The sequence below is a fragment of the Nocardia bovistercoris genome (genome assembly GCF_015674855.1).
Taxonomy (GTDB): Bacteria; Actinomycetota; Actinomycetes; order Mycobacteriales; family Mycobacteriaceae; genus Nocardia; species Nocardia bovistercoris.
Genome location: NZ_JADMLG010000013.1, coordinates 184,460 through 208,274, shown reverse-complemented (window position 1 = coordinate 208,274; position 23,815 = coordinate 184,460). Strand labels below are relative to the sequence as shown.

Genomic DNA, 23,815 nt, shown 5'->3' with positions numbered 1-23,815 from the left:
CAACACGATTTCGGCGCGCGGCCCGCAGCTCGGGAGTACCCGAGCACGGGCGGCCCGGTCAACGCTTCGCGTGCCGACCGGGCGGTGGCGGTACATCGCCGTCGGGCCTGCGCATGGCAAGCGCGCTGACCAGCAACAGCACCGCACCGAGCACGCAGACGACGATGCAGCCCCAGGCCCACAGCACCGACCCGGTGGTCAGCGCGGTGACGAGCAGGGCGAATCCGATGGCGGCCAGGACCAGCGTCAGTACGAGCATGAGAACCCCCTACAGGGTATCCCAGACGGTTCGGTACCTGCTGCTATTCCAACAGCGACCCGGCGGTGGCTACTTGCCGCCCTTGGCGAACGAGGCGGGTGCGAGGTTGTTGGCGGTGTTGACGTCGGCGAACGCCTCGCCGCCGTCCACCGGCACCGCCGATCCACGGTTCTCCAACTCCTCGAGCTGCGATTCCAGGTACGACTTCAGACGCACGCGGTACTCGCGCTCGAAGGTCTTGAGCTGCTCGATCCGGCTCTCCAGCACGCTGCGCTGCTGGGTGATGGTCGCCATGATCTCGGAGTGCTTGCGCTCGGCGTCGGCCTGCAGGGCGTCGGCCTTCTCCTTGGCCTGGCGCAACTGGCTGTCGGAGCGGTTCTGCGCGTCCGAGAGCATCGCGTCGGACTTCTGGCGCGCGTCGGCGATCATCGCCTCGGAGCGGGTGCGGGCATCGCCGACCAGGCGCTCGGAATTCGCGCGGGCATTCGACAGCAAATTCTCGGATTCGGTTTTCGCGTCGCTGGTGAGCCGGTCCGCCATCTCCTGGGCGAGGCTCAACACCTTGGCGGCCTGCAAATTCGCGTCCGCGCCAGGAGCGTCCTTCGGGGCCGGGGGCGCCACCGGCATCGGGGCGGGCGGCGCCTGCTGGACCGGGGGTTTGATCGGTTCCGGAGGAGGCGGAGGGGCCTGTGGCACCGGCACTTTGACGGTGGCGGGGGCGACGGAGCGATTCTTCTTCGCATCGGCCAGTTCCGCGTCGAGCTCGGCGACCCGCTGGCGCAGGTCCGCGTTCTCCTCGATCAGACGCGAGAGCTCCTGCTCCACGAGATCCAGGAAGGCGTCTACCTCATCCTCGTTGTAGCCGCGCTTCCCGATCGGCGGTTTGCTGAACGCGACGTTGTGCACATCGGCTGGAGTCAGCGGCATGGAAGGATCCCTTCACGCGTCTTTTGGAGATCTAGCAGATCTGGCACGGTATCTAGGCCCATTCTGTCACACCGGAGCTACCGGTTGCCCGAGCCTGCTCACGATCGACATCAGGATGAAGACGATGAAAAGCAGGACCATTATCGACAGGTCAAGGCGAATTCCCCCCAGAGACACCGGTGGTATCAGCCGTCTCAGCAGTTTCACCGGCGGATCCGTGATCGTGAAGATCACCTCCAGGACGACGACCACGACCCCCGTCGGCCGCCAGTCGCGGGCGAAGCTACGCACGAACTCGACGATCACCCGGCTGATCAGCAACAGCCAGAAGATGAACAGTACGAAGTACAGCACCGCGAACAAGGCCACGGAGTTCACTCTGCCCGAAAATCCGCGCCGCGCAAAATGACCGCGCCGCCCCGGCCGAGCCCGGCGCGGCGAACCCCCCGGCCCACCCGCTTATTTCTGGTTGTAGAAGCCGGTTTCCACCATCCGGCGACGCTCCTCCGCCGATACGTCCACGTCGGCCGGTGAGAGCAGGAACACCTTGGTGGCGACCTTGTCGAACGAGCCGCGTAGGGCGAAGGCCAGGCCCGCCGCGAAGTCGACGAGCCGCTTGGCGTCGGCATTGCTCAGATCGACCAGATCCATGATCACCGGGTTGCCCTCGCGAAACCGCTCGCCGATGATGCGCGCCTCGCTGTAGTCGCGCGGACGCAGTGTGGTGATCTTGGACAAGGGACCTCCGTCCTCGAAGATCCCGGGCCGACGGGTGACGACGGGCTCTTGGCGCATGCGCTCCTCGAGTCGCCGCTCCTCGGCATCGGGATCCACGGCGAGCGCACCCCTGGTGGCGCCGCGCAGCATCGGCGCACCGCCACCGGCGCGGAAGCGGGCGCCAGAGGACGGCGCGGCGTCGATGCGCGTCGGGCGCCGCGGCGCCTCGTAGCGATCCTCGCCGTACGACTCGTCGCCGTAGCGGTCGGAACCGTAACCCGCCTTGTAGGGCGACTTGTACGCGGGCTCGGGATATTCGGACTCGTCCTCGAACCGGTCGGGGCCGTATCGCTCGGCGGGGTACCGCTCGGGACCGTAGCGGTCCTCGGGGTAGCGGTCGGCGCCGTAGCCCGCCCGGTCGGAGTAACCACGGGGCCGGGCACCGCCGCGTTCGACACCGCGAGGGGCGCGATCGTCGACGTAGTCGTCTTCGTAATCCTCGAGAGGAACCATGCCGAAGTACGCCTTGAACTTGTGCAGCGTGCTCATCTGGTCGACCTTCCTTCGGCCCCGGTGGCGGCCGGGTGTTGAAGTCTTGCTCAGCCCCTCGTCCGTCCCAAGCATATGTGTCGAATGTGACTGGTGAGGTTTCTTTGCTACGCCGAGGTTATCGGTCGCGCGCCCATCAGGTCGGTACCGACACGCACACAGGTCGAACCATGTTCGACCGCCGACTCCAGATCCCCCGACATTCCTGCGGAAAGCTCGGTCGCGGCGGGGTGTCGCGCGCGCAACGACGTGTGCAAGATCGCAAGTCGGTCGAAGGCGCTATCGGGTTCGACGCCGAGTGGCGCGATGGCCATCAGGCCGCCCAGCACGAGTCCCGGCAAACCCGCGATCCGGTCGGCGAGCCGGTCCAGATCGACCGCGGCCACCCCGCCGCGCGCCGGATCGTCGTCGAGGCTGACCTGGACCAGCACTCGAAGCGCGGACGAGCGCTGCCCCGCGTCGAGAGCGGCGCGCGCGCCCGTGTCGAGGGCCGTTGCCAGGCGCTCGCTGTCCACCGAGTGCACGGTGTGCGCCCATCGCGCTACAACCCTCGCCTTGTTACGTTGCAGCCTGCCGATCATGTGCCAGCGGACCTCGCCATCGAGTCGGTCGCGCAGCGCCTCGACCTTGGCCGTTGCCTCCTGCTCGCGCGACTCGCCGAACTCCCGCCTGCCGAGTCCGTACAGCAGTTCCACATCCGAGGCCGGGAAGAATTTGGTCACCGGCAGCAACCGCACCGAATCCGGCGCTCGGCCCGCGGCAAGGCAGGCCGCTTCCACGCGCGCCAGCAGATGCCCGAGCCGCAGCGAGAGTTCCGCCCCGCGCGACCGCACCGCCGACTCCGCGGTTCCGCTCACATCGACCCCACCTTTCCCGTCACCACCGAGGGCGGGCGCATCGCCGACCCCGTCGTGCCCGCACTGGGACACACCCGTACTTCACATACCCGTCTGCATCCAGATCACACCCGCGAGCCGCCCGGTGGGCGCGCCGCGACGGTGACTGAACAATGTCTTGTCCTCGATGGTGCATCGCGGGTCAACCGCGACGCCACCGATGCCCGCCGCGACCAGCTGGGCGCGGATGCCCGCACGCAGATCCAGCGACGGCGTGCCGCGCACCGTGGTGGCGGCGCTGCCGGGCAAGTGCGCTTCCACGTCGGCGCGCATGGCGGCGGGCACCTCGTACTGCCGACCGGAGGCCGCGGGCCCGAGGAACGCGCCGATGCGCTCGACGCGCGCGCCGACCGACACCATCGCCTCCAGCACGATCGGGACGATGCCGATGCGGGCGCCGATGCGGCCCGCGTGCACCGCCGCGATCACCCCGGCCTCGTCGTCGGACAGCAGCACCGGCACGCAGTCCGCCGACAGGGTGACCAGCGCCAGATTCGGCACGGTGGTCACCAGCGCGTCGGTGGCGGGCACCGGCTCGGCGCGCGGGCCGTCCACGATCTCGACGGCGCGGCCGTGGATCTGCTCCATCCAGACCAGCCGGTCCGGCGTCAGGCCGATGCCATCGGCCAGCCGTCGTCGATTACGCCGCACCGCCTCCGGATCGTCGCCGACGTGATCGCCGAGATTGAACGAGTCGTACGGCGGCGCGGAGAAGCCGCCCGTCCGCGTCGTGGTCACCCGTCGAACGGTCAGCGTCGCAGCGGCAGTCATGACTGCGAGGGTAGTGGCGACTCCAGCGACCGGCCGAACACCGCTGGTCACGCGACTTCCGCACGGCGAATCCCGCACGGCGCGAATGCCCGCCTCCGTGAACACGGCACAACCTCGACCCGACAGGAGAGAAAACACGGCAAGAGGCTGATCCGAGTTCGGATCAGCCTCACGGTGTGCGGTGCGACCTAGCGGCGCATGAACGACGGCACGTCGACGTCGTCGTCGTCATCCGGGTCCTGGGACGAGAAGGACGGCCTCGTACCCGACAGCGAGGAGTCGGGGCGGGTCGTCGAACTGTCGGAGTAACTGGAGCGGGGCGTGAAGCTGTCGGACACCCTGGACGGGGTCGGTGGGCGCGACGTGGGTTCGACGGGCGGCCGCGAGGTGACCGGACTCGGCCGCGAACCGCTGCCGATCTCACCGGCGACGCCAGGGCCGATGGAACCGGACCGAGGTATCTCGAATCGTCGTGGCGGACCGCTGCCGTCGAATCCGGCCGCGATCACGGTGACGCGCACCTCGTCGCCGAGCGAATCGTCGATCACCGTTCCGAAGATGATGTTGGCCTCGATGTGCGCGGCCTCCTGCACCAGCGAAGCGGCCTCGTTGATCTCGAACAGGCCGAGATCGGAGCCGCCCGCGATCGAGAGCAGCACGCCGTGCGCGCCGTCCATGGACGCTTCCAGCAGCGGCGAATTGATGGCCGCCTCGGCCGCCTTCACCGATCGCCCCTCACCGCGCGCCGAGCCGATGCCCATGAGGGCGCTGCCCGCGCCCGACATGACGCTCTTGACGTCGGCGAAGTCGACGTTGATCAGGCCGGGGGTGGTGATCAGGTCGGTGATGCCCTGGACACCGTTGAGCAGCACCTCGTCGGCGGAGCGGAACGCGTCCATCAGGCTCACCGCCGCGTCGCCGAGCTGGAGCAGCCGGTCGTTCGGGATGACGATGAGGGTGTCGCAGGATTCGCGCAGCAGGTTGATGCCGGTCTCGGCCTGGCCGCCGCGCCGCTTGCCCTCGAAGGAGAACGGGCGGGTGACCACACCGATGGTGAGCGCGCCGAGTTTGCGCGCGATGCTCGCCACGACCGGTGCGCCGCCGGTGCCGGTGCCACCGCCCTCGCCCGCGGTGACGAAGACCATGTCGGCGCCCTTGAGCACCTCTTCGATCTCGTCCTTGTGGTCCTCGGCGGCACGGCGCCCGACCTCGGGATCGGCGCCCGCGCCGAGACCTCGGGTCAGTTCACGGCCGACGTCGAGTTTGACGTCGGCATCGCTCATCAGCAGGGCTTGGGCATCGGTGTTGACCGCGATGAACTCGACACCTTTGAGTCCCTGTTCGATCATCCGGTTGACGGCATTCACACCGCCGCCGCCGATACCGACGACCTTGATCACTGCAAGGTAGTTGTGCGGGGGCGTCATGGGCTCTCGCCTTCCTTCGATCTAAAGCCTGTCGTTTTCGGATTCAGGACATTTCGCCATGGCCGCCCGGTCGCTGCCCTCACGTCCCGCCGTACGGGCAAACCCTAAACCTGAACCATAGGGTTAGCGTAATGTCAAGTATCCGACTGGTGCGGAACGCTATTCGCAGCCGCCGCGATACGCGCGCAGGCGCGCCGAGACGAGTGACAGAATCTTCTGTGATCCCTCTCGTCTCGCCGCGCGATACGTCGTATCGTGAACGGTTGCCCCCGGCCCCCGCGCATCTCCGCGACGCCGAAAAGACTCGGCGGTATCGAAAGATCCGTAGGCGCAATAGGTGTCGATCACTTTACCGTGACCAGATTAGGACTCGAAACGTCGAACACTGTTCCTTCGCGTGTCAGCAGGGGTAACACCACTTGCGCCTTGCGCTCGGCGTCGTTCGCGCCGCCCCACAGCACCGACCGGCCGTCGGTGAGCTGCAGCGAGATGTCCGACACCGTGCGCGCCAGAACCTGCGCCACCTGGATCGTCAACGCGGGCGGCAACACCGCGAGCACCGCGACCGCGGCCACGGTGACCGGATCGGCCGCGCCGGGCCGATCGGCGACCAGTTTCGGCACCCCGATCGGCGCGGCCTCGATGGCGTACTCGACACCGTCCACATCCATCAGGTGCGCGCCCTGCGGGCTGTCGAAATACAGCAGCGGCGCACGCTCGACCACGGTCACCCGCACCGTCGAGGGAAACACTCGCTGCACCCGCGCGGTGCGCACCTTCGGGAGTGTCGCGACCCGGCGCGCCATCTCGACGGTGTCGATCCGCAACATCGAACGACCCGACTCGACCCGCAACTGCTCACGCACCTGATCCTGCGACACCGCCACCGCACCGTCGATCTCGACCGTGCGCACCGACAGCATCGGGGTGAACCACGCCGAAACCAGCGCAACGGTGAGCAACGCGACGGCGAGCAAACCCCACAGCCGCAGCTGCCGCAACCCGCCGACCCGTTCGGATCGCAAGCGCCGCACCAGCTCCGCGCCGACGCGCCGCGAGGCCTCGAAACGCACGCCGCCCGGCTCCTCGGCGCGCCCTGAAGTCTCCGTGTGCTCCGTGGTCTCAGCGCGAACACGATCCCGCGCCCCGGGACGAGGCTGTCCCACCGTCCCGGCGCTGACGCGTCCCGACGCCACGGATCCGCTGCGTTCGCGTGTCCCGGAACGGGTGCGAGCCGCTGCCCCGGCGCCCGCCCGCTCCGACGTCCCGCCGATTCCGCGACCCCGTGCCCCGGAACGAAGGCGGCGCGACATCTCCGCGCGCCACTGCGATCGTCCCTCGCCGGACGGCACCCTCACCGCCCGTACTGCGGCCGCGCCCGGAGCCCGTCGAGAATCTGGCTGCCCAGCATGGTGACATCGCCCGCACCCATGGTGATCACCACGTCACCGGGCATGGTGAGCCCAGCGACCTGGCGACCGACCCGCGACATGTCCGGCTGGTAGTGCACCGGCGCGGTGACGTTCTGGGCGACCAGCGCGCCGTTCACGCCGGGCAGCGGCTTCTCGCGCGCACCGAAGACGTCGAGGACGACGACCTCGTCGGCCAGGCTCAGCGCCTCGCCGAATTCGGCCGCGAAAGTCGCGGTGCGACTGTAGAGATGCGGCTGGAACACCACGATCACCCGGCCCTGCCGCGACCGCGCGCCGTCGCGCGCCTCCTGCTGCACCAGTTCGACCGCGGCGCCGAGCACCGCGCGCACCTCGGTCGGGTGGTGGGCGTAGTCGTCGAACACCCGGACGCCGTTCTCGCGGCCGACGAACTGGAATCGGCGGTGCACGCCGCCGAAACCCTCCAGCCCCTGCACGATCTCGTCGAGGTCGGCGCCCGCGGCGCGGGCGGCGAGCAGCGCGGCCAGCGCGTTGAGGGCCATATGCCTGCCCGGCACCGAAAGCCGCAGCGTCCGAGGGCCGGATTCGTCGCTCAGCTGGAACTGCGCGACACCGCCGACGTCACGCGGCTCCCAGCTGTGCAGCCGCACCCCGACCGGGACCGGTGCGTCGGCGAGTTCGCCGGAGCCGTAACCGAGTACGCGCACCCCGCGCTCGGCCAGCCGCGGCCCGACCCGTTCGGCCAGCGCGCGCGAACCGGGGTCGTCCAGGCAGACCACGAGCAGCCCGCCGTCGACCAGCCGGTCGGCGAAATCGTCGAAGACCTGGACGTACGCCTCGTCGGTGCCGAAGAAATCCAGGTGGTCGGATTCGATATTGGTGACGACGGCGACATCGGGGTCGTACTGCAGCAGCGAGCCGTCGCTCTCGTCGGCCTCGGCCACGAAGATCCCGCCGGTGCCGTGGTGGGCGTTGGTGCCAGCCTCGTTGAGTTCGCCGCCGACCGCGAAGGACGGATCGAATCCGCAGTGCTGCAACGACACGATCAGCATCGAGGTGGTCGAGGTCTTGCCGTGCGTGCCCGACACGAGCAGGCTGCGGTGCCCGCGCATGAGCGAGGCGAGCACGGTCGGGCGCAGCAGCACCGGGATGTCGCGCCGTGCGGCCTCGACCAGTTCGGGATTGTCCTTCGGGATGGCCGCGAAGGTGGTCACCACCACCGTCGGGCCGCCCGGTAGCAGATCCAGCGCGCTCGCGTCGTGGCCGATGCGGACCTGCGCGCCGCGTGCGCGCAGGGCGAGCACGCCGCGGCTCTCCTTGGCGTCGGACCCGGAGACCGCGCCGCCGCGGGAGAGCAGGATGCGCGCGATCCCGGACATACCAGCGCCGCCGATGCCGACCATGTGCACGCGCTCCAGGTCGGGGGGCAGCGCCGAACGATCATCGGGCACGGCGAGCTACCTCCACCGCGATCCGCGCCACCGTGTCCGCGGCGTCGCGATGTCCGGCGCCTGCCGCGGCGCGGGACATCTCGCTCAGCCGGGTCGGGTCCATGAGTAGCGGGATCACCTCGTCGATCACGTATTTCGGGGTCAGTTCCGAATCGGGGACGATTCTGCCACCACCCTTGCCGACCACCGGTCTCGCATTCAGTTCCTGTTCGCCGTTGCCGTGCGGCAGCGGCACGTAGAAGGCGGGCAGGCCGACCGCGGACACCTCGGCCACCGTCATCGCCCCCGAGCGGCACACCACGGCGTCGGCGGCGGCGTAGGCCAGATCCATCCTGGACAGGTACGGCACCGCGACGTAGCGACCGCCGTCGCCGGTCTCGGGCAGCGAAAGCGTGTTCTTCGGGCCGTGCGCGTGCAGCACCGAGATGCCCGCCGCCGCCAACTGCGGCGCGGCCCCCGACACCGCCTCGTTCAAGGTGCGCGCGCCCTGGGACCCGCCGAACACCAGCAGCACGGTGCCAACGGCCGGGAGGCCGAAATGCGCGCGCGCCTCGGAGCGCAACGCGACCCGGTCGAGGTCGGTGATGGCCGCGCGCACCGGGATGCCGACCACCTCGGCGCGCGCGAGTCCGGAATCCGGCACGGCGGCGAGCACGCGGGCCGCGCGGCGCGCGCCGACCTTGTTCGCGATACCGGCTTTGGCGTTGGCCTCGTGCACGATCAACGGCACCGCCCGTCCACGCCGCAGCACGCCGCGGCCTGCGGCCAGATAGGCGGGCAGCGCGACGTAACCGCCGAATCCGATGATCAGATCCGCGCGTTCGGCCTCGATGATCTCGCGGGTGCGCGCCACCGAGGCGCGGACCCGGCCCGGCAGGCGCAGCAGGTCGGCGCTCGGCTTGCGCGGCAACGGCACCGGGGGAATCAGTTTCAGCGGATAGCCGCGCTCGGGAATCAGCGTCGTCTCCAGTCCGCGTTCGGTGCCGAGCGCGGTCACCCGGATCGAGTCGTCGAGTCGGCGCAGCGCGTCCGCGACGGCGAGGGCGGGCTCGATATGTCCCGCGGTACCACCGCCCGCGACGATCACCGAAAGCCCGGACCGCACGTCACTCACCTGGATCTACCCCGTTCTCTCGCATGTGGCATCGGATATGTCGGCTCCCAGGCGCGGGTGGCGCGCAGGGAGCTGGTGCCTCGGCTCTCGGCGGAGCGGCGGCGTTGCCGTTCGGTCGTGCGGCGCGGCTCCGACGGCTTGCGCCCCTGCCCGCCCTGGCGCGGCGCGCCGCCACGCGAACCTTGCGCGGCCGCGCGCCTCGCCCTCGCCGACTCCGCCTTCGCGGGCGAATACACCTCGGGCTTGGGCAGTCTCAGCAGCCTGCTGACCCGGCCGTCCTGTCCCGCGTGCAACGCCGCCACCGCCTCGGGTTCGTGCCTGGCCGCGTTGGCGATGATGCCGAACATGAACAGGGTGATCGCCAGCGACGAACCGCCCGCGGACACCAGCGGCAACTGTAGTCCGGTGACCGGAAGCAAGCCGACCACGTAGCCGATGTTGATCAGCGCCTGCGCGGTGATCCAGGTGGTCGCGGTCGCGGTGAGCAGGCGCAGGAACGGGTCGACCGAGCGGGCCGCGATGCGCAGCCCGGTGTAGACGAACAGCGCGAAGAGGCCGAGTACCAGCGCGCAGCCGAGGAAGCCGAGTTCCTCGCCGATGATGGCGAAGATGAAGTCGTTGTGCGAGTTGGGCAGATAGCTCCACTTGGCCCGGCTCTGGCCGAGTCCGCGACCCCAGATGCCGCCGTCGGCCAGCGAGTACAGCGCCTGGCGGGCCTGGTATCCGATGCCCTGCGGGTCGTCGCCCGGACTGAAGAACGCCCGCATGCGATCGGAGCGGTAACCGGCCGACAGCGCGAGCACCGCCGCGGCGATCACACCCGAGATCGCGATCGTGACGAAAAGGCGCACCGGCAGCCCGCCGAACCACAGCAGCGCCGCGAGCACGATACCGAGCGCGATGGTGGTGGACAGATTCGGTTGCAGCACCACGAGCAGGCACACCAGCAGACCCGATGGCACCAGCGGAACCAGGATGTCCTTGAGGCTCGCGTGTTCCGAGCGCCGCGAGGCCAGCAGATGCGCACCCCACACCACCAGCGTGACCTTCACGATCTCCGACGGCTGGATGGAGATCGGCCCGAGTACGAACCAGCGTCGCGCGCCCTGCACCTCGGCGCCGATACCGGGGATGAGCACGAGCAGCAGCAACAGCACCGAGGCCGCGAACAGCGGGAACGACCACTGCCGCAGCCGTTTCATCGGAATCCGCAGCGCCAGGTAGAACAGCACGCAGCCGATGCCCGCGAACATGGCCTGCTGGATGAACAGCGAATAGGCCGAACCGTCGGAGGCATAGGACTCGACGCTGGAAGCCGAGAGCACCATCACCAATCCGAGCACGGTGAGCAGGATCGCGATGGTGACCACCAGGTGGAACGACGCGAGCGGGCGGGCCAGCCAGGCGCCGAAGCGCGCGGCCCCCGTAACCCCTGCGGCCTTGTCGGGCGTGGGCTTACCGCCCGCCGCCCGGCCCCGTCGCGTCGTCTCCGTCATAGGTGCCGCCCGATGTCACCGTCTTCCAGCGCGTGCACCGCGTCGGCGAAACTGCGTCCGCGGTGGGTGTAATCGGTGAACATGTCAAGGGATGCGGCGGCGGGCGCAAGCAGCACGGTGTCGCCGCGGCTCGCCAACGCGGCCGCCGTACGCACCGCCTGCGCCATCACCGCGTCGGCCTTCTCCGCACTCGCCGGGTCATCGCGCACCAGAGCATCGTCCCCCGAGCGCACCTCGACGACCGGGACTTCGGGCGCGTGTCGCGCCAACGCGGCCGCGATCACCGGTGCGTCGGCCCCGATGAGGACCGCGCCGACGAGCCGCTCGGCGACCTCCTCCACCAGATCCTCGACGCTCGCGCCCTTGAGCTGGCCGCCCGCGATCCAGACCACCTGCGGGTGCGCCAGGATCGAGGAGCGCGCCGCGTGCGGGTTGGTCGCCTTGGAATCGTCGACGAATTCGACGCCGCCGACCTCGCCGACGAAGGCCGACCGGTGCGGCCCGACCTTGTGCTCCATCAGACCTTCACGCACGAACTGCGGCGCCACGTCGATGGCCCTGGTCAGCGCGGACGCGGCGAGCGCGTCCGCGACACCGGCCGGTCCCGGCGGGCTGATGTCGCCGACCTCGGCCAGGATCGCGGCCTTGGTGAAGGCACGGTCGAGCAGTTTGCCGTCGACCACGCCGAGTTCACCGTCGGCGGGCACCCCGACGCGGAATCCGATGACCCGACGCGCCTTGGCCCGGCGCGCCAGCGAGGCCGCCACCGGATCGTCGAGTCCGACCACGCCGACGCGCCCGAACAGCGCGCGCGCCTTCGCGGCGGCGTAGGCGTCGAGTCCGCCGTGCCAGTCCAGGTGGTCCTCGGCGACATTGAGCACGACGCCCGCCTCGGGGCGCACCGACGGCGCCCAGTGCAGCTGGAACGAGGACAGTTCGACCGCGAGCACCTGCGGGCCGGGATTGCGGCGCAGCGCGTCCAGGATCGGCAGGCCGATATTGCCGCAGGCCACGCTGGCGATGCCCGCGGCGCGCAGGATCGCGTGGGTCATCTGGGTGGTTGTGGTCTTGCCGTTGGTCCCGGTCACCACCAGCCATTTGCGCACGGGTCCGTAGATCCTGGCCTGGTCGACCCACCAGGCGAATTCGACATCGCCCCAGACCGGGATGCCCTCGGTCACCGCGGCGGCCAGCACCGGGGAGTCGGGTCGCCAACCGGGACTGGTGATGACCAGCGCGAATCGCCCGAGCCCGGCCGGATCGTCGGAGGCGCCCACCTCCAACTGCGCGCAGGTGGCGACCTCGAGCCCCAATTCGGCGGCCTCGGCCAGCGCCTTCGCGCCCGCGTCGGTGACCACCGGATTGGCGCCGATATCGCGCAGCGGCTCGATCAGCGAGCGCCCTGAGACGCCCCAGCCCGCGACGAGAACGTCACGGCCACGCAGGAATTCGAGCATGGGGCCCGGAGATCGCAGGGCCCGCGGAGTATGTTCGACCATCGCTTCTTCTGTCACCCGACCGCGGAGAGATATTCGCTGTAGAACAAACCGAGCCCGACCGCCGATGCCATGCCCGCCAGCAGCCAGAACCTGATGATGACCGTCGTCTCCGCCCACTTGCTGAGTTCGAAGTGATGGTGGAACGGCGCCATCTTGAACAATCGATTCCTGGTGGTGCGGTAGACCGCGACCTGCAGGATCACCGACAGCGTCTCGGCGACGAACAGCGCCGCGAGCACGACCATCAGCAGTTCGGTGCGGGTGGTGATGGCCATGCCCGCGAGCAGACCGCCGAGCGCCAGCGATCCGGTGTCGCCCATGAAGATCTTGGCGGGCGCGGCATTCCACCACAGGAAGCCGATACACGCGGCGGCGCCCGCGGCGGCGACCAGCGCCAGGTCGAGCGGATCGCGCACGTTGTAGCAACCGGCCTCGGGTTTGGTGGCGCAGGCGTGGTAATACTGCCAGAACGTGATGATGACGTAGCCGCCCATCACCAGGCTCATCGAGCCTGCGGCCAGACCGTCCAGACCGTCGGTGAGGTTCACCGCGTTCGAGGTGCCGACCACGATCAGGCTCACGAACAGCAGGAAGAAGATCACGCCCATCGACACCGTCGTGATGTCGCGGACATAGGAGATGTGCTTGCTGGCCGGGGTCAGTCCGTAGTCGTTGCGGAACTGCAGCGCCAGCACGCCGAAGACGACGGCTGCGGTGAGCTGTCCGATGTACTTGCCCGCCGCGGTCAGCCCGAGGTTGCGGCCCTTGCGGATCTTGATGAAGTCGTCGATGAAGCCGACCACGCCGAGCGCGGTAGTGAGCCCGAGCACGAGCAGCCCGGACGCCGTCGGTCCCTCCGCGTCGTAGCCGACGCCGATCAGGTGCGAGCCGAGATATCCGGCCCACATGCCGATCAGGATGGCGACGCCACCCATCGTCGGGGTGCCGCGTTTGGCCTGGTGGCTGGCCGGGCCGTCGACCCGGATCTCCTGCCCGAAACCCTGCCTGGCGAAGAAGCGGATCAATAGCGGGGTCAGCAGGATGGACACCGCCAAGGCGATGGCCGCCGAGAATAGGATCTGTCTCACTGCGCTGCCTCCGTGCTGCCCCGGCGATCGTCCGCACGTTCCCGGCTCGTCAGATGCTCGGCGACCGCCCACAGGCCGACCGACTGCGATGCCTTGACCAGCACCACGTCACCGGCCTCGACGTCGGCGTCGAGCAGCGCGATGGCCGCGCCGATATCCGGGACGAGGATCGACTCCTCGCCCCATGAGCCTTCCATCACCGCGCCCTGGTGCATCGCGCGGGACGGTCTCCCGTCGCCGACCACGACCAGGCGGTCGACATCGAGACGCACCGCGAGCCTGCCGATGCGATCGTGTTCGAGCACCGATTCCGCGCCGAGTTCGGCCATCTCACCCAGCACCGCCCAGCTGCGGCGCGCCGCGTCGCCCGACTTCGACATGGTCACCAGCGCCTTGAGGGCGGCGCGCACCGAATCGGGATTGGCGTTGTAGGAGTCGTTGACGACGGTGACGCCGTCGTCGGTGGTTCGCACGTCCATCCGGCGCGCGGAGGCAGCCGTCGCGCCCGACAGCGACGCGGCGACCGAGTCGAGTTCGGCGCCGCAGGCCAGCGCGACCGCCGCCGCCGACAGCGCGTTGCCGACCTGGTGTTCCCCGTGCACGGCGAGCCGCACCTCGACCGATCCGCTCGTGGTGTGCATGGTGAACGCGGCGCGCGCGCGATCGTCGAGGGTGATATCGGTGGCGCGGATCTCCGCGCTCGCGGCGCAGCCGACGGTGACCACCCGCGCCGCGGTGCGCGAAGCCATCGCGGCGACCTGGGGGTCGTCGGCGTTCAGGACGGCGACGCCCGCGGTGGGCAGCGCTTCCACCAGTTCGCCCTTGGTCTTCGCGATGGCCTCGCGACTGCCGAATTCGCCGAGATGCGCGGTGCCGACGTTGAGAACGACGCCGATCGCGGGCGGGGCGATCTCGGCCAGCGCGGCGATATGCCCCGGCCCGCGCGCGGACAGCTCGAGCACGAGGAAGCGGGTCGCTTCGTCGGCGCGCAACGCCGTCCACGGGTGGCCGAGTTCGTTGTTGAAGGAACCGGGCGGCGCCACCACCGGGCCGAGCGGCTCGAGCACCGCGGCCAGCAGATCCTTGGTCGAGGTCTTCCCGGACGAGCCGGTGACCCCGACGACGGTCAGTCCGGGACCACCGTCGGCGCGCGGGCGCGAGAGCCGTTCCACGCTCACCCGTGCGAGTGCGGCCAGCGCGGCGAGCACCGCCGCGCCGGAACCGTCCGAATCACCGGCCAGCGCCACCGAACTCGCGGGCACCGTGCCCGGTTTCGGAGCCACCACGACGGCGGGAACACCAACCGGTCGCGCGGCGAGCACCGCGACCGCGCCCGAGGCGATCGCGCCATCGGCGAAATCGTGACCGTCCGCGCGTTCGCCGGGCAGCGCGAGAAACAAGCCACCGGGACCGACGCGCCGCGAATCGAATTCGACCGAACCGGTCACCCGTACCTCCGGGTCGGGTACGTCGTGCAGCGTGCCGCCGACGACGTCCGCGATCTCCCGCAGTGTCATCTCGATCATGAAATCGTCATGTCCTTCGCGTCCGTACCCCGCGAACTCCGCCGTACCGGACGGTCGTTCCGCGCCGTACGCATATTCCACACCGACACGGTGGCATCGGCGGATCGAGCGTGCGCGGTCCGCGCCACCGCGACCGACGGTATATTGTGCGCTACTCCGAAAGCATTGCGGCGCTGGGGTATCCCGTTCATCGCAGCGCCTCCGCCACACTCGCGCCGTTGTCCTGGTCGCCACCGGCGAGCTGGTGTTCGACGGCCCGCGCCAGTACGTCGCGATCGTCGAAGGGATGCTTCACGCCCGCGATCTCCTGTCCGGCCTCGTGGCCTTTGCCCGCGATCAGCACCGCGTCGCCGCGCCGAGCCCAGGCCACGGCCGCCGCGATGGCCGCCGCGCGGTCGCCGATCTCGCGGACCTCGCCGCGCTCGGCTTCCGGCACGTCGAGCGCGCCCGCGCACAACGCGGCGCGGATCACCGCGGGGTCCTCGGAACGGGGATTGTCGTCGGTGACGATCAGCAGGTCAGCGCCGCGCGCACCCGCCGCGCCCATGAGCGGGCGCTTGCCCGCGTCGCGGTCGCCGCCCGCGCCGACCACGACGGCCAGCCGTCCCGGCGGATCGGACGCCTCGTCGCGCAGATGCGCGCGCAAGGTGGCGATCACCGACTCGACCGCCGCCGGTTTGTGCGCGTAGTCGACCACGGCGAGGAAATCCTGGCCGCGCTCGATCCGCTGCATCCGGCCCGGCACGTCGACGCCTGCCAGCGCGGCGGCGGCCGTCGCGGCATCCGCACCGGCGGCCGCGCAGACCGCGATCGCCAGCAGTCCGTTGGCGACGTTGTAGCGCCCGGGCAGTCGCAGGCGCACCTCGAGCGCGCCCGCCGGACCGCCCGCGGTGAACCGCTGCGCACCGCCGCGCGCCTCGACCGCGCCCTGTACCGTCCAGGTGGCCGCGGCGGGACCGGTGGACACGGTGATCGGATCGGACAGATCCGCGGCCAGCCGCGCACCCCAGGCGTCGTCGACACAGACGACCGGGGTGCGCGCCGCCACCGGCGACCCGGCGTCGAACAGCCTGCGCTTGGCGGCGAAGTAGTCCTCGAGGTCGCGATGGAAATCCAGGTGATCCTGCGAGAGATTCGTGAACGCGCCGACCGCGAAACGCACGCCGTCGACCCGGCCGAGCGCGAGCGCGTGGCTGGAAACCTCCATCACCACCGCGTCGACGCCCTGCTCGACCATCAGCGCGAACATCGCGTGCAGCTGCGGCGCCTCGGGCGTGGTGAGCGCGCTCGGCACCCGACGCCCGCCGATCCTGGTCTCGATGGTGCCGATGAGCGCGGTGGCCGCGCCGCTCGCCGCGAGCCCGGCCTCGACCAGATACGAGGTGGTGGTCTTACCGGAGGTTCCGGTGATGCCGACGATGCGCAGCCGCCGGGACGGATGGCCGTAGAGCGCGGCCGACAATTCGCCGAGCACCTCGCGCGGCCTGTCGCGCACCAGCACCGGTACGTCGAGCGCGCCCGCGAGTTCGGCGCCGTCGGCGTCGGTGAACACCGCGACCGCGCCGCGCGCCACCGCGTCGGCCGCGAAACGCGCGCCGTGCGCCTTCGCGCCGGGCAGCGCGGCGAACAGGTCGCCGGGTAGCACCTTGTCCGAGCGTTGTTCGATACCGGTCACCGTCACCTCGCCCGCGCCGGGGACGGACCCCGTCGGGCGGGCGCCGGTCAGCTCCAGCACGGTGGACAGCGGCGTAGACGGCGGGGCGGCCGGCCGCAGCGCGTGCGGGCTGGACTGCGCGGGCACCTTGCTCCTCTCCGATCGGGACTTGGGGATACTGCGACGACGAGTCAGGTTACCGACGCGCTGTCGACGGGGCTCAACGCGCCTCGGTGTTGCGCGGCGAGCGTGTCACGACCGGTGGTTCGAACTGCTCCGATCTCACACACCGGCCTGGAGGACGAACTGCCGGGCGGGCCCCGGCGACGGCGGAATACGGTCGCGCTGCAAGGCCCACGAGGCGATGCTGTGGAACAGCGGCGCGGCCGACTGACCACCGCTGCCGTCGGAACTGCGCACCGGATTGTCGAGCATCAGCCCGACCACGTAGCGCGGATTGTCGGCGGGCGCGATCCCCGCGAAGGTGATCCAATAACTGGAACTGGAATAGCATTTGCAGCGCGGATCGATCTTCTGCGCGGTGCCGGTCTTCCCGGCGATCTGATAGCCCTCGACGGCCGCGGGCCAGCCGGTGCCGTTCTGCGCGGAGTCCGTCCGGTCGCGTTGCACCACGGCCTGGAACATGGTCTTGAGGGTCGCCGCCGTGTGCGGGCTCACCACCCGGACCGCGTCGGGTTGCGGTTCCTCGGTGCGGGTTCCGTCGGGTGCGACGATGGCGCGCACGATGCGCGGCGGGATGCGCAGGCCGTCGTTGGCGATGGCCTGGTACATGCCGGTCATCTGCAAGGTCGACATCGAAAGACCCTGTCCGATGGGCAGGTTCGCGAAGGTGCCGCCGGACCACTGGTCGCGCGCGGGCACCTGTCCCGCGGTCTCGCCCGGCAGGCCGACGCCGGTGCGCTGTCCGAGTCCGAAGCGCTGCACCATATCCGCGTAGCGGTCCTCGCCGACCCGCTGGGCCAGCATGAGGGTGCCGACATTCGAGGACTTGCCGAAGATCCCGGTGGTCGTATACGGGGCTACGTCGTGATCCCAGGCGTCGCCGACGGTCACGCCCGCCATTCGGATCGAGCCGGGCACCTGCAGCACCTCGTCGGGATCGGTCAGTCCGTACTCGATCGCGGCGGCGGCGGTGACGATCTTGTTCACCGATCCGGGTTCGAACGGGTCGCTCACCGAGGGATTGTTGGTCTTGAGCGTGCTCCAGTTCTGCGCGCCGAGCGCGGGATTGAAAGTGCTGTCGTTGGCCATGGCGAGCACCTGGCCGGTCTTGGCGTCCAACACCACCGCCGAAGCCCCCTGCGCGCCCGACATCTCGCGCGCCTGCTGCACCTGCTGCTGCACGTAGTACTGGAGATCGGAGTCGAGGGTGAGTTCGACGCCGTTGCCGTTCACCGCGGGCTGCTTGTCGCGCCAACTGCCCGGGATCACCGCGCCGTCGGAGCCGCGGTCGTAGGTCACCGAGCCGTCGGTGCCCGCGAGCACCGAATCCAGCGAGGACTCCAAGCCGATCAGTCCGTGCCCGTCCCAGCCGGTGGCGCCGATGATGTTGGCGGCCAACGACCCTCCGGGATATTCGCGCAGCGGCTGCGCCTCGGCGCCGACCTCGCGGAACTGCGTCCTGATGTCGGCGGCGACCCGCGCGTCGACATTGCGCACCAGGTACACGAACGGTTCGTCGCTGTGCAGCATGGCGAGCAGCTCCGCCTCCGACGGCGACTGCTTGCCGATCTTGTCGTGAATCGTCTTCGCGATGGCCTGCAGCCGCTGCTCCGGCTCCGGCGCCTTGGCGCTCTTCTCGCGCGCCTCGGCGAGTTCCGCGCGCACCCGAACCGGCTGGAAGGTCAACGCCTTCGCGACGGTGGTGAACGTCAGCGACTTGCCGTTGCGATCGGTGATCGGGCCGCGAATAGCCATCTCCGGCTCACGCGTGGTCCGCTGCCCCGCCGCCTGCTCCGACAGCGCGGGCGCCGAAATGCTCTGGATCCACAGCAATTGCAGCGCCACGACGGCGAGCGCGACCAACATCACGATCCGCCCGACCCCGAGGCGCAACCGTAGCGGCCGATCCGCCGCCGCCCCCCGCGACGGACGCGGCCCGCGCTGCCTACGCGGCGCGGACCTGGTCTGCGTCACCGAACGCCCCCGTCCGGAGTCGAGTTCGGCCGCGCGGGCACGATCACGCCCGGCGGCGTCCGGCTCTGCGTCACCGGACGCCTCCATCCGGGGTGGACGACTCCTGCGCCTGCGGTGCCGCTGCCTGCGGCGTCGTGGGATCGGGAACCACCTGCGGCGCCGAGCCAGTGGCGCCCGCGGACGAGGCCGCCGTGTTCGGCTGGGTCGGGGCGGGGCTCGGGGGCGGGGTGTGGGCCTGGGCGCCGTTGGCGTATTCGGAGTGGGACTGCGTCGTGGTCGGCTGGCGCACCGAACTCACCGGGACGACCCGTTCGCCCTGGCCCTGCGCTTGACCGGGCTGACCGCTCGGGGTCGGGGTGCCATCGAGCGGGGGTGCGGGTGCGCCCTGCGCCGGGGTGGGATCGCCGATAACGGTGACGGTGCCGTCGGGGGCGACCACGAGGCGCGCCGGATCCTTGGCCGGGATCATGCCGAGTTCACGAGCCCGCGCGGCAAGTTCCGGCGCGGAATCGGCGGCCTCGACCTGTCGCTGCAACGCCGCACGCTCCTCGGCCAAGGTGCTGTTGAGCCTGCGCGCGTCGCCGAGCTGGTAGCTGTCCTCGGCGGCGCGGGTGGTGAGCAGCAATGTGAGCGCGAGACCGCAGCCGAGCAGCGCGATGATCGCGACCACGAACGGTACGCGCGCGGCCGTCACCGACCGGCGCGCCTTCGGCAACGCGGGCGTGTCCGAGCGCTGTTCGGCCCGCGTCCGCCGCTTGGCGTAGGCGCGCTGCGCCGCACCGGACTTCACTCGTTCGGCGGCCTGGACCCGGCGGGCGACCCGACCCGGCGCGGGCACGGCGCGTGTCCGAATACTCATGCTTTCCCTCCCTCGTGTAGCAGGCGCGGTGCGCCTTCGAGTCCCGGCCGCGACATGCCGCCTCCGCCGCTCATCGCGCTTCCGATGCCGTTCACGCCGACACCTCGACACGTTCGACAGCGCGCATCCGCACCGGATTCGCCCGCGGGTTCTCCTCGATCTCCCGCTCGGTCGCCTTCTCCGCACCGCGGGTCAGCGTCCTGAACTCCGGCCCCATACCGGGCAGTTCGACCGGCAGGTCCATCGGAGTGCGCGACGTGACCCTCGTCGCGAACTCCTGCTTGACGACACGATCCTCGAGCGACTGATACGACATCACGACGATGCGCCCGCCGACCCGAAGCGCGTCCAGCGCGGCGGGCAGCGCGGCGCGCAGCGAGTCGAGCTCGGCGTTGACCTCGACGCGCAGCGCCTGGAAGGTCCGTTTGGCCGGATGCCCGCCGGTGCGCCGCGCGGCCGCGGGGATGGTGGCGTAGAGCAGTTCCACCAGTTCCGCGCTGGTGGTGAACGGTTGCCGCTGCCTGCGCCGCACGATCTCGGAGGCGATCTTGCCCGCGAACCGTTCCTCGCCGTAGGTCTTGAGCACCCTGGCGAGATCGCCGTGGCTGTAGGTGTTGAGCACGTCGGCGGCGGTGGGTCCGGTGGTCGGATCCATGCGCATGTCCAACGGCGCGTCGATCGAGTACGCGAAGCCGCGGTCGGCCTCGTCCAATTGCATCGAGGAGACCCCGAGATCCATGAGGATCGCGCTCACCGAACCCGCCGGATCGAGTCCCGCCTGCTTCAATGCCGCGGCGATCCCGTCATAGCGGGTGTGCACCAATGTGATTCGGTCCTCGAAGGGACGCAATCGCCGCGCCGCGAGTTCGAGCGCCGCGGTATCGCGATCGAGTCCGACCAGCCGCAGCCCCGGATACGTGGTGAGGAAATGTTCGGCGTGCCCGCCCAATCCGAGGGTGGCGTCGAGGTAGACGGCGCCGGATTCGGTCAGCGCGGGCCCGAGTAGTTCGTCGGCTCGCCGCAACAGCACCGGAACATGACGGGGACCGGGCTGTGCACGGTTCACCTCGACCTCCCGGATCCTGCCTCGCTCGTCGCCCGCACGGCTCGCCTTGTTCCACAGCGCTTTCGTGTTCCCACAGCGCAATCGAATGCCGCGTCCGCGAACTCCGTTTCCGGAACTCCGACGACGCGAACCCCCGAGAAGACGAATGCCGCGGGGTCTCTGACCGAATTCGACACCTGGCGTCGGGGAAGTACGTCAGGGTTCGCCTCCGGGCAGAGGCCGCGTGGCACTCGTTCCGTTCGGGCTAGAAGATTCCGCCCAGCGACTCGTCTCTCGCTTCCGCGTAATCCTCCTCGTGCTCGGCGAGGTACGACTCCCACGCCTGCTTGTCCCATATCTCCAGGAAGTCCACCGAACCGATCACCACGCAATCCCGATCGAGATTCGCGTAGCGGCGGTGCTCGGCCGACAACACGATCCGGCCCTGGCCGTCCAGACGTTGTTCGTCCGTACCGGCGGCGAGTGCCCGGACGAACGCGCGCGCCCGCGGGTTGCTTCGAGAAGCCGCCGCGGCTCGCCTGGCGAGTGCGGTGAACTCTTCCTTCGGATAGACGGCAAGGCTGTGGTCCTGACCTTTCGTGACCATCAACCCTCCCGCCAGATCGTCTCGAAACTTCGCGGGCAGCGTGAGCCGCCCTTTGTCGTCCAGCCGAGGAGTGTAGGTACCGAGAAACATCCCGATACCTCCTGTGAGTCACCCCGCGGTTGCGGGGAGAACGATCACCTCGGATGTACGACTCTCCAGTAGTGCGCGCTCCACATTACCCCACTTTCCCCCACTTTCAATCGAAACAACCGGCGATCTCCCCCACGGTGCCGATGATTCCGCAGGTCATGCCAGCTATCACGCAGTGGAGAACTTTTTCGGTGTTCCGCCGACACGCCCCCCTCGAAAGGACAATCCCCCGAAAACACCCAGCAAACCCTGAGAGTGGCCTGAAACCGCCGATCAATGACGTGTCCAGTGACGCATGGCCTCGCTACGCACTGCTTTTGTCTCGCCGAAGGTTAGCCACGCCGGTCTCCGGGCGTGTCGCGCGGGCGTCGACGCGGGTGCCGGGGGCGACGGGTGGGGTGATGTGGGGAACGGCGGTGGAGCGATGTGGGGAGTACGGGCGACACATGCGACGGCGACGCCGCACCGGATCCGGTGCGGCGTCGCCGTCGATCTGAGATTGTCCCGCGGGGGCAGTCGGTGCGCGCCGACTACTCCTGCTCGAACCGTCTGCGGAAACGGTCTTCCATGCGTTCGGAGAAGCCGCCCGACTTGCGCTGGCGTCCCGATCCGCTCGATCCGCCACCGCTCGGCCCACCGGAGGACGCGTCGGTGGGGCGTGTGCCCTTGCCGACACCCTTCGAGCCGCCGAGCAACAGCAGTACGCCCGCGCCGAACATGACGATGAATCCGATCAAACTGATGATCGGGAAGCCGCCGGGCTTCACCGGAGCGGCGATCCCTGCGACGAGTAGAAACAGACCGAGGACGAACAAGGCAGCGGCCTGGAGTCTGCGACGACTCGAGGTCGAGCGAAGGCGTCCGCCGCGGACAGACGAGGCGAACTTCGGATCCTCAGCATAGAGCGCGCTCTCGATCTGTTCGAGCATGCGCTGCTCGTGCTCGGAGAGTGGCACGGTACCTCCCCCGGCACTAGACGTGGCTGTCGCCTCCGGGTAGGCGACAGACAGCCGACCTTGGCGGCTATCTGTCACCAATGATACGAGTTCGATGGGGGCCGTACCACCTACTCGCCGATAACTAAGCGGTCATGCCGTTCGACAAGCCGCGCGGCGGGCGCAACCGAGCCGTCGTGGCCAGCAGATCCTCCACGTCGTGCAGGAATGCGGCCACCCGCGAAGAGAACTCGTCGGCGGTGTGATCGTCGACATCGCGGTCGAGTCCGGCCTCCAACGCGGCGCGCAATTCCGAACGGGCGCTGAAGTAATCGGCCCACATGACGAATTCGGGCATCGCGCGCTGCAACAGCACCCATGCGCTGCGCGAACGGGCGCGCGGGGCGGCATCGGCGCCGGTGAACGCGAGCACCGCGCCCGCCCCGCGCAACGCGGCCAGGTAGGCGGTGCGGAATCGCTCACGCGGATCCGACTCCCCCGCGGCCTGCATGAGCAGTCCGTCGGCCTTCTTCAGTAGTGAGCCTGCCCTGCCGGGCTGTCCGGGCTGTTCGATCCGACCAGGCATCAGCGTCCCTCCGGTGTCGTATACCCGGGGATCCGGGCGCTCTGTGGTGACCGCGCGGACCGAACAGGCATTCGAACGTTTGAATTGAGCTTGAATATAGGGACACCCACCGACAACTTTCCGCGTCCGCGCGGCCGACGAGAGCCATGACAGCCGTCAAGCCGAAACACATCCCAGCCCAAGCACCCGTCGTCGTCGACCTGTCGGTCACCGACCTGCGCTACCGACTGCACGACGCGCTGTCGGTCTATGTCGCGGCGATGGACTATCCGCGCGGCACCGAGAACCACCGCGCGCCCATGTGGAACGAGCACACCACCCGCGCCGGGTGGCAGGCCGTGGCCGCCCTGCTCCCCGACGACGCCGGGCACGTCGATCTGCGCACCTCGCCGGTCGTCGCCATCGCCTACGGCTATCGGGGCGCGCCGCACCAGTGGTGGCATCAGCAGGTGCACACCGGCATGCGCCGCGGCGGCTGGCCGGAGTCCTCGGCGCGCGAGCTGCTCGCGAACTATTTCGAACTGACCGAACTGCACGTGCACCCGTCCGCGCAGGGTCGCGGCATCGGCGCGGTGCTGCTGCGCAGGCTGCTGCGCGACCGGCCCGAGGGCGCGGTGCTGCTGTCGACGCCCGAAGTCCCGGGCGAGGACAATCGGGCTTGGCGGCTGTACCGACGCGAGGGCTTCGGCGACGTGGTGCGCGATTTCGTCTTCGCTGGCGACACCCGCCCCTTCGCGATCCTCGGTCGACGCCTACCGCTATGAGAATCAC

The 23,815-nt window shown here is 69.7% G+C and carries 22 protein-coding genes; 1 reads left to right on the top strand and 21 read right to left on the bottom strand.

The window, feature by feature from the left end; translation table 11 throughout:
- Positions 1-58 precede the first annotated feature (58 nt).
- The 21 genes from IT779_RS27970 to IT779_RS27870 all read right to left on the bottom strand — a co-directional run bounded on the left by IT779_RS27970 (position 59) and on the right by IT779_RS27870 (position 23,044).
- Positions 59-259, bottom strand: coding sequence for a hypothetical protein (locus IT779_RS27970; protein ID WP_196152409.1), 201 nt, complete (start codon positions 257-259; stop codon positions 59-61).
- A 69-nt stretch (positions 260-328) separates the two neighbouring features.
- Complete coding sequence (gene wag31, locus IT779_RS27965; protein ID WP_196152408.1) at positions 329-1,186, bottom strand: DivIVA-like cell division protein Wag31; 858 nt, start codon at positions 1,184-1,186, stop codon at positions 329-331.
- 66 nt (positions 1,187-1,252) lie between these two features.
- Complete coding sequence (locus IT779_RS27960; RefSeq protein WP_040705884.1) at positions 1,253-1,555, bottom strand: YggT family protein; 303 nt, start codon at positions 1,553-1,555, stop codon at positions 1,253-1,255.
- A 90-nt stretch (positions 1,556-1,645) separates the two neighbouring features.
- On the bottom strand, positions 1,646-2,452 hold the full coding sequence (locus tag IT779_RS27955) for a cell division protein SepF (protein WP_196152407.1): 807 nt from the start codon (positions 2,450-2,452) through the stop codon (positions 1,646-1,648).
- Positions 2,453-2,559: 107 nt separating this feature from the next.
- The gene (locus IT779_RS27950) at positions 2,560-3,309 is read right to left on the bottom strand and encodes a YggS family pyridoxal phosphate-dependent enzyme (protein WP_408637801.1); all 750 of its coding nucleotides are present in this window, start codon (positions 3,307-3,309) and stop codon (positions 2,560-2,562) included.
- Positions 3,310-3,390: 81 nt separating this feature from the next.
- Positions 3,391-4,119: a peptidoglycan editing factor PgeF gene (pgeF, locus tag IT779_RS27945; RefSeq protein ID WP_196152406.1), complete on the bottom strand. Its 729-nt coding sequence runs from the start codon at positions 4,117-4,119 to the stop codon at positions 3,391-3,393.
- Between the two features lie 188 nt (positions 4,120-4,307).
- On the bottom strand, positions 4,308-5,546 hold the full coding sequence (gene ftsZ, locus IT779_RS27940) for a cell division protein FtsZ (protein WP_196152405.1): 1,239 nt from the start codon (positions 5,544-5,546) through the stop codon (positions 4,308-4,310).
- A 344-nt stretch (positions 5,547-5,890) separates the two neighbouring features.
- A complete protein-coding gene (locus IT779_RS27935; protein ID WP_332839001.1) occupies positions 5,891-6,619 on the bottom strand; it encodes a cell division protein FtsQ/DivIB in 729 nt (242 codons plus the stop codon).
- Positions 6,620-6,900: 281 nt separating this feature from the next.
- A complete protein-coding gene (murC, locus tag IT779_RS27930; protein ID WP_232542186.1) occupies positions 6,901-8,340 on the bottom strand; it encodes a UDP-N-acetylmuramate--L-alanine ligase in 1,440 nt (479 codons plus the stop codon).
- A gap of 37 nt (positions 8,341-8,377) precedes the next feature.
- On the bottom strand, positions 8,378-9,502 hold the full coding sequence (gene murG, locus IT779_RS27925; RefSeq protein ID WP_196152402.1) for an undecaprenyldiphospho-muramoylpentapeptide beta-N-acetylglucosaminyltransferase: 1,125 nt from the start codon (positions 9,500-9,502) through the stop codon (positions 8,378-8,380).
- Positions 9,499-10,998 carry a putative lipid II flippase FtsW gene (gene ftsW / locus IT779_RS27920; RefSeq protein WP_196152401.1) on the bottom strand — a complete coding sequence of 500 codons (1,500 nt, stop codon included), beginning with the start codon at positions 10,996-10,998 and terminating at the stop codon, positions 9,499-9,501. The genes murG and ftsW overlap by 4 nt, the downstream gene beginning before the upstream one ends.
- Entirely contained in the window at positions 10,995-12,455 is a 1,461-nt protein-coding gene (gene murD / locus IT779_RS27915; protein WP_196152400.1) for a UDP-N-acetylmuramoyl-L-alanine--D-glutamate ligase, read from the bottom strand. Before murD ends, ftsW begins: the two co-directional genes overlap by 4 nt.
- Before the next feature lie 53 nt (positions 12,456-12,508).
- Entirely contained in the window at positions 12,509-13,585 is a 1,077-nt protein-coding gene (gene mraY / locus IT779_RS27910) for a phospho-N-acetylmuramoyl-pentapeptide-transferase (protein ID WP_196152399.1), read from the bottom strand.
- Positions 13,582-15,111: a UDP-N-acetylmuramoyl-tripeptide--D-alanyl-D-alanine ligase gene (locus IT779_RS27905; RefSeq protein WP_196152398.1), complete on the bottom strand. Its 1,530-nt coding sequence runs from the start codon at positions 15,109-15,111 to the stop codon at positions 13,582-13,584. Before IT779_RS27905 ends, mraY begins: the two co-directional genes overlap by 4 nt.
- A 187-nt stretch (positions 15,112-15,298) precedes the next feature.
- On the bottom strand, positions 15,299-16,912 hold the full coding sequence (locus tag IT779_RS27900) for a UDP-N-acetylmuramoyl-L-alanyl-D-glutamate--2,6-diaminopimelate ligase (RefSeq protein WP_196152397.1): 1,614 nt from the start codon (positions 16,910-16,912) through the stop codon (positions 15,299-15,301).
- A 135-nt stretch (positions 16,913-17,047) separates the two neighbouring features.
- Positions 17,048-19,009 (bottom strand): peptidoglycan D,D-transpeptidase FtsI family protein, encoded by a 1,962-nt coding sequence (locus IT779_RS27895; RefSeq protein WP_196152396.1) that lies wholly within the window; start codon positions 19,007-19,009, stop codon positions 17,048-17,050.
- Positions 18,993-19,781, bottom strand: a complete 789-nt coding sequence (locus IT779_RS27890) for a hypothetical protein (protein ID WP_198428989.1) — start codon at positions 19,779-19,781, stop codon at positions 18,993-18,995. The genes IT779_RS27895 and IT779_RS27890 overlap by 17 nt, the downstream gene beginning before the upstream one ends.
- A 91-nt stretch (positions 19,782-19,872) precedes the next feature.
- Positions 19,873-20,847 carry a 16S rRNA (cytosine(1402)-N(4))-methyltransferase RsmH gene (gene rsmH / locus IT779_RS27885; RefSeq protein ID WP_196152395.1) on the bottom strand — a complete coding sequence of 325 codons (975 nt, stop codon included), beginning with the start codon at positions 20,845-20,847 and terminating at the stop codon, positions 19,873-19,875.
- Positions 20,848-21,091: 244 nt separating this feature from the next.
- Positions 21,092-21,523 carry a division/cell wall cluster transcriptional repressor MraZ gene (mraZ, locus tag IT779_RS27880; RefSeq protein WP_054813217.1) on the bottom strand — a complete coding sequence of 144 codons (432 nt, stop codon included), beginning with the start codon at positions 21,521-21,523 and terminating at the stop codon, positions 21,092-21,094.
- A gap of 530 nt (positions 21,524-22,053) precedes the next feature.
- The gene (locus IT779_RS27875) at positions 22,054-22,479 is read right to left on the bottom strand and encodes a DUF3040 domain-containing protein (RefSeq protein WP_196152394.1); all 426 of its coding nucleotides are present in this window, start codon (positions 22,477-22,479) and stop codon (positions 22,054-22,056) included.
- A 124-nt stretch (positions 22,480-22,603) separates the two neighbouring features.
- Positions 22,604-23,044, bottom strand: a complete 441-nt coding sequence (locus IT779_RS27870) for an SAV_6107 family HEPN domain-containing protein (protein WP_232542158.1) — start codon at positions 23,042-23,044, stop codon at positions 22,604-22,606.
- A 146-nt stretch (positions 23,045-23,190) separates the two neighbouring features.
- On the opposite strand from IT779_RS27870, the gene IT779_RS27865 reads away from it, so the two are divergent.
- Entirely contained in the window at positions 23,191-23,808 is a 618-nt protein-coding gene (locus IT779_RS27865; protein WP_196152393.1) for a GNAT family N-acetyltransferase, read from the top strand.
- Positions 23,809-23,815: the final 7 nt, after the last annotated feature.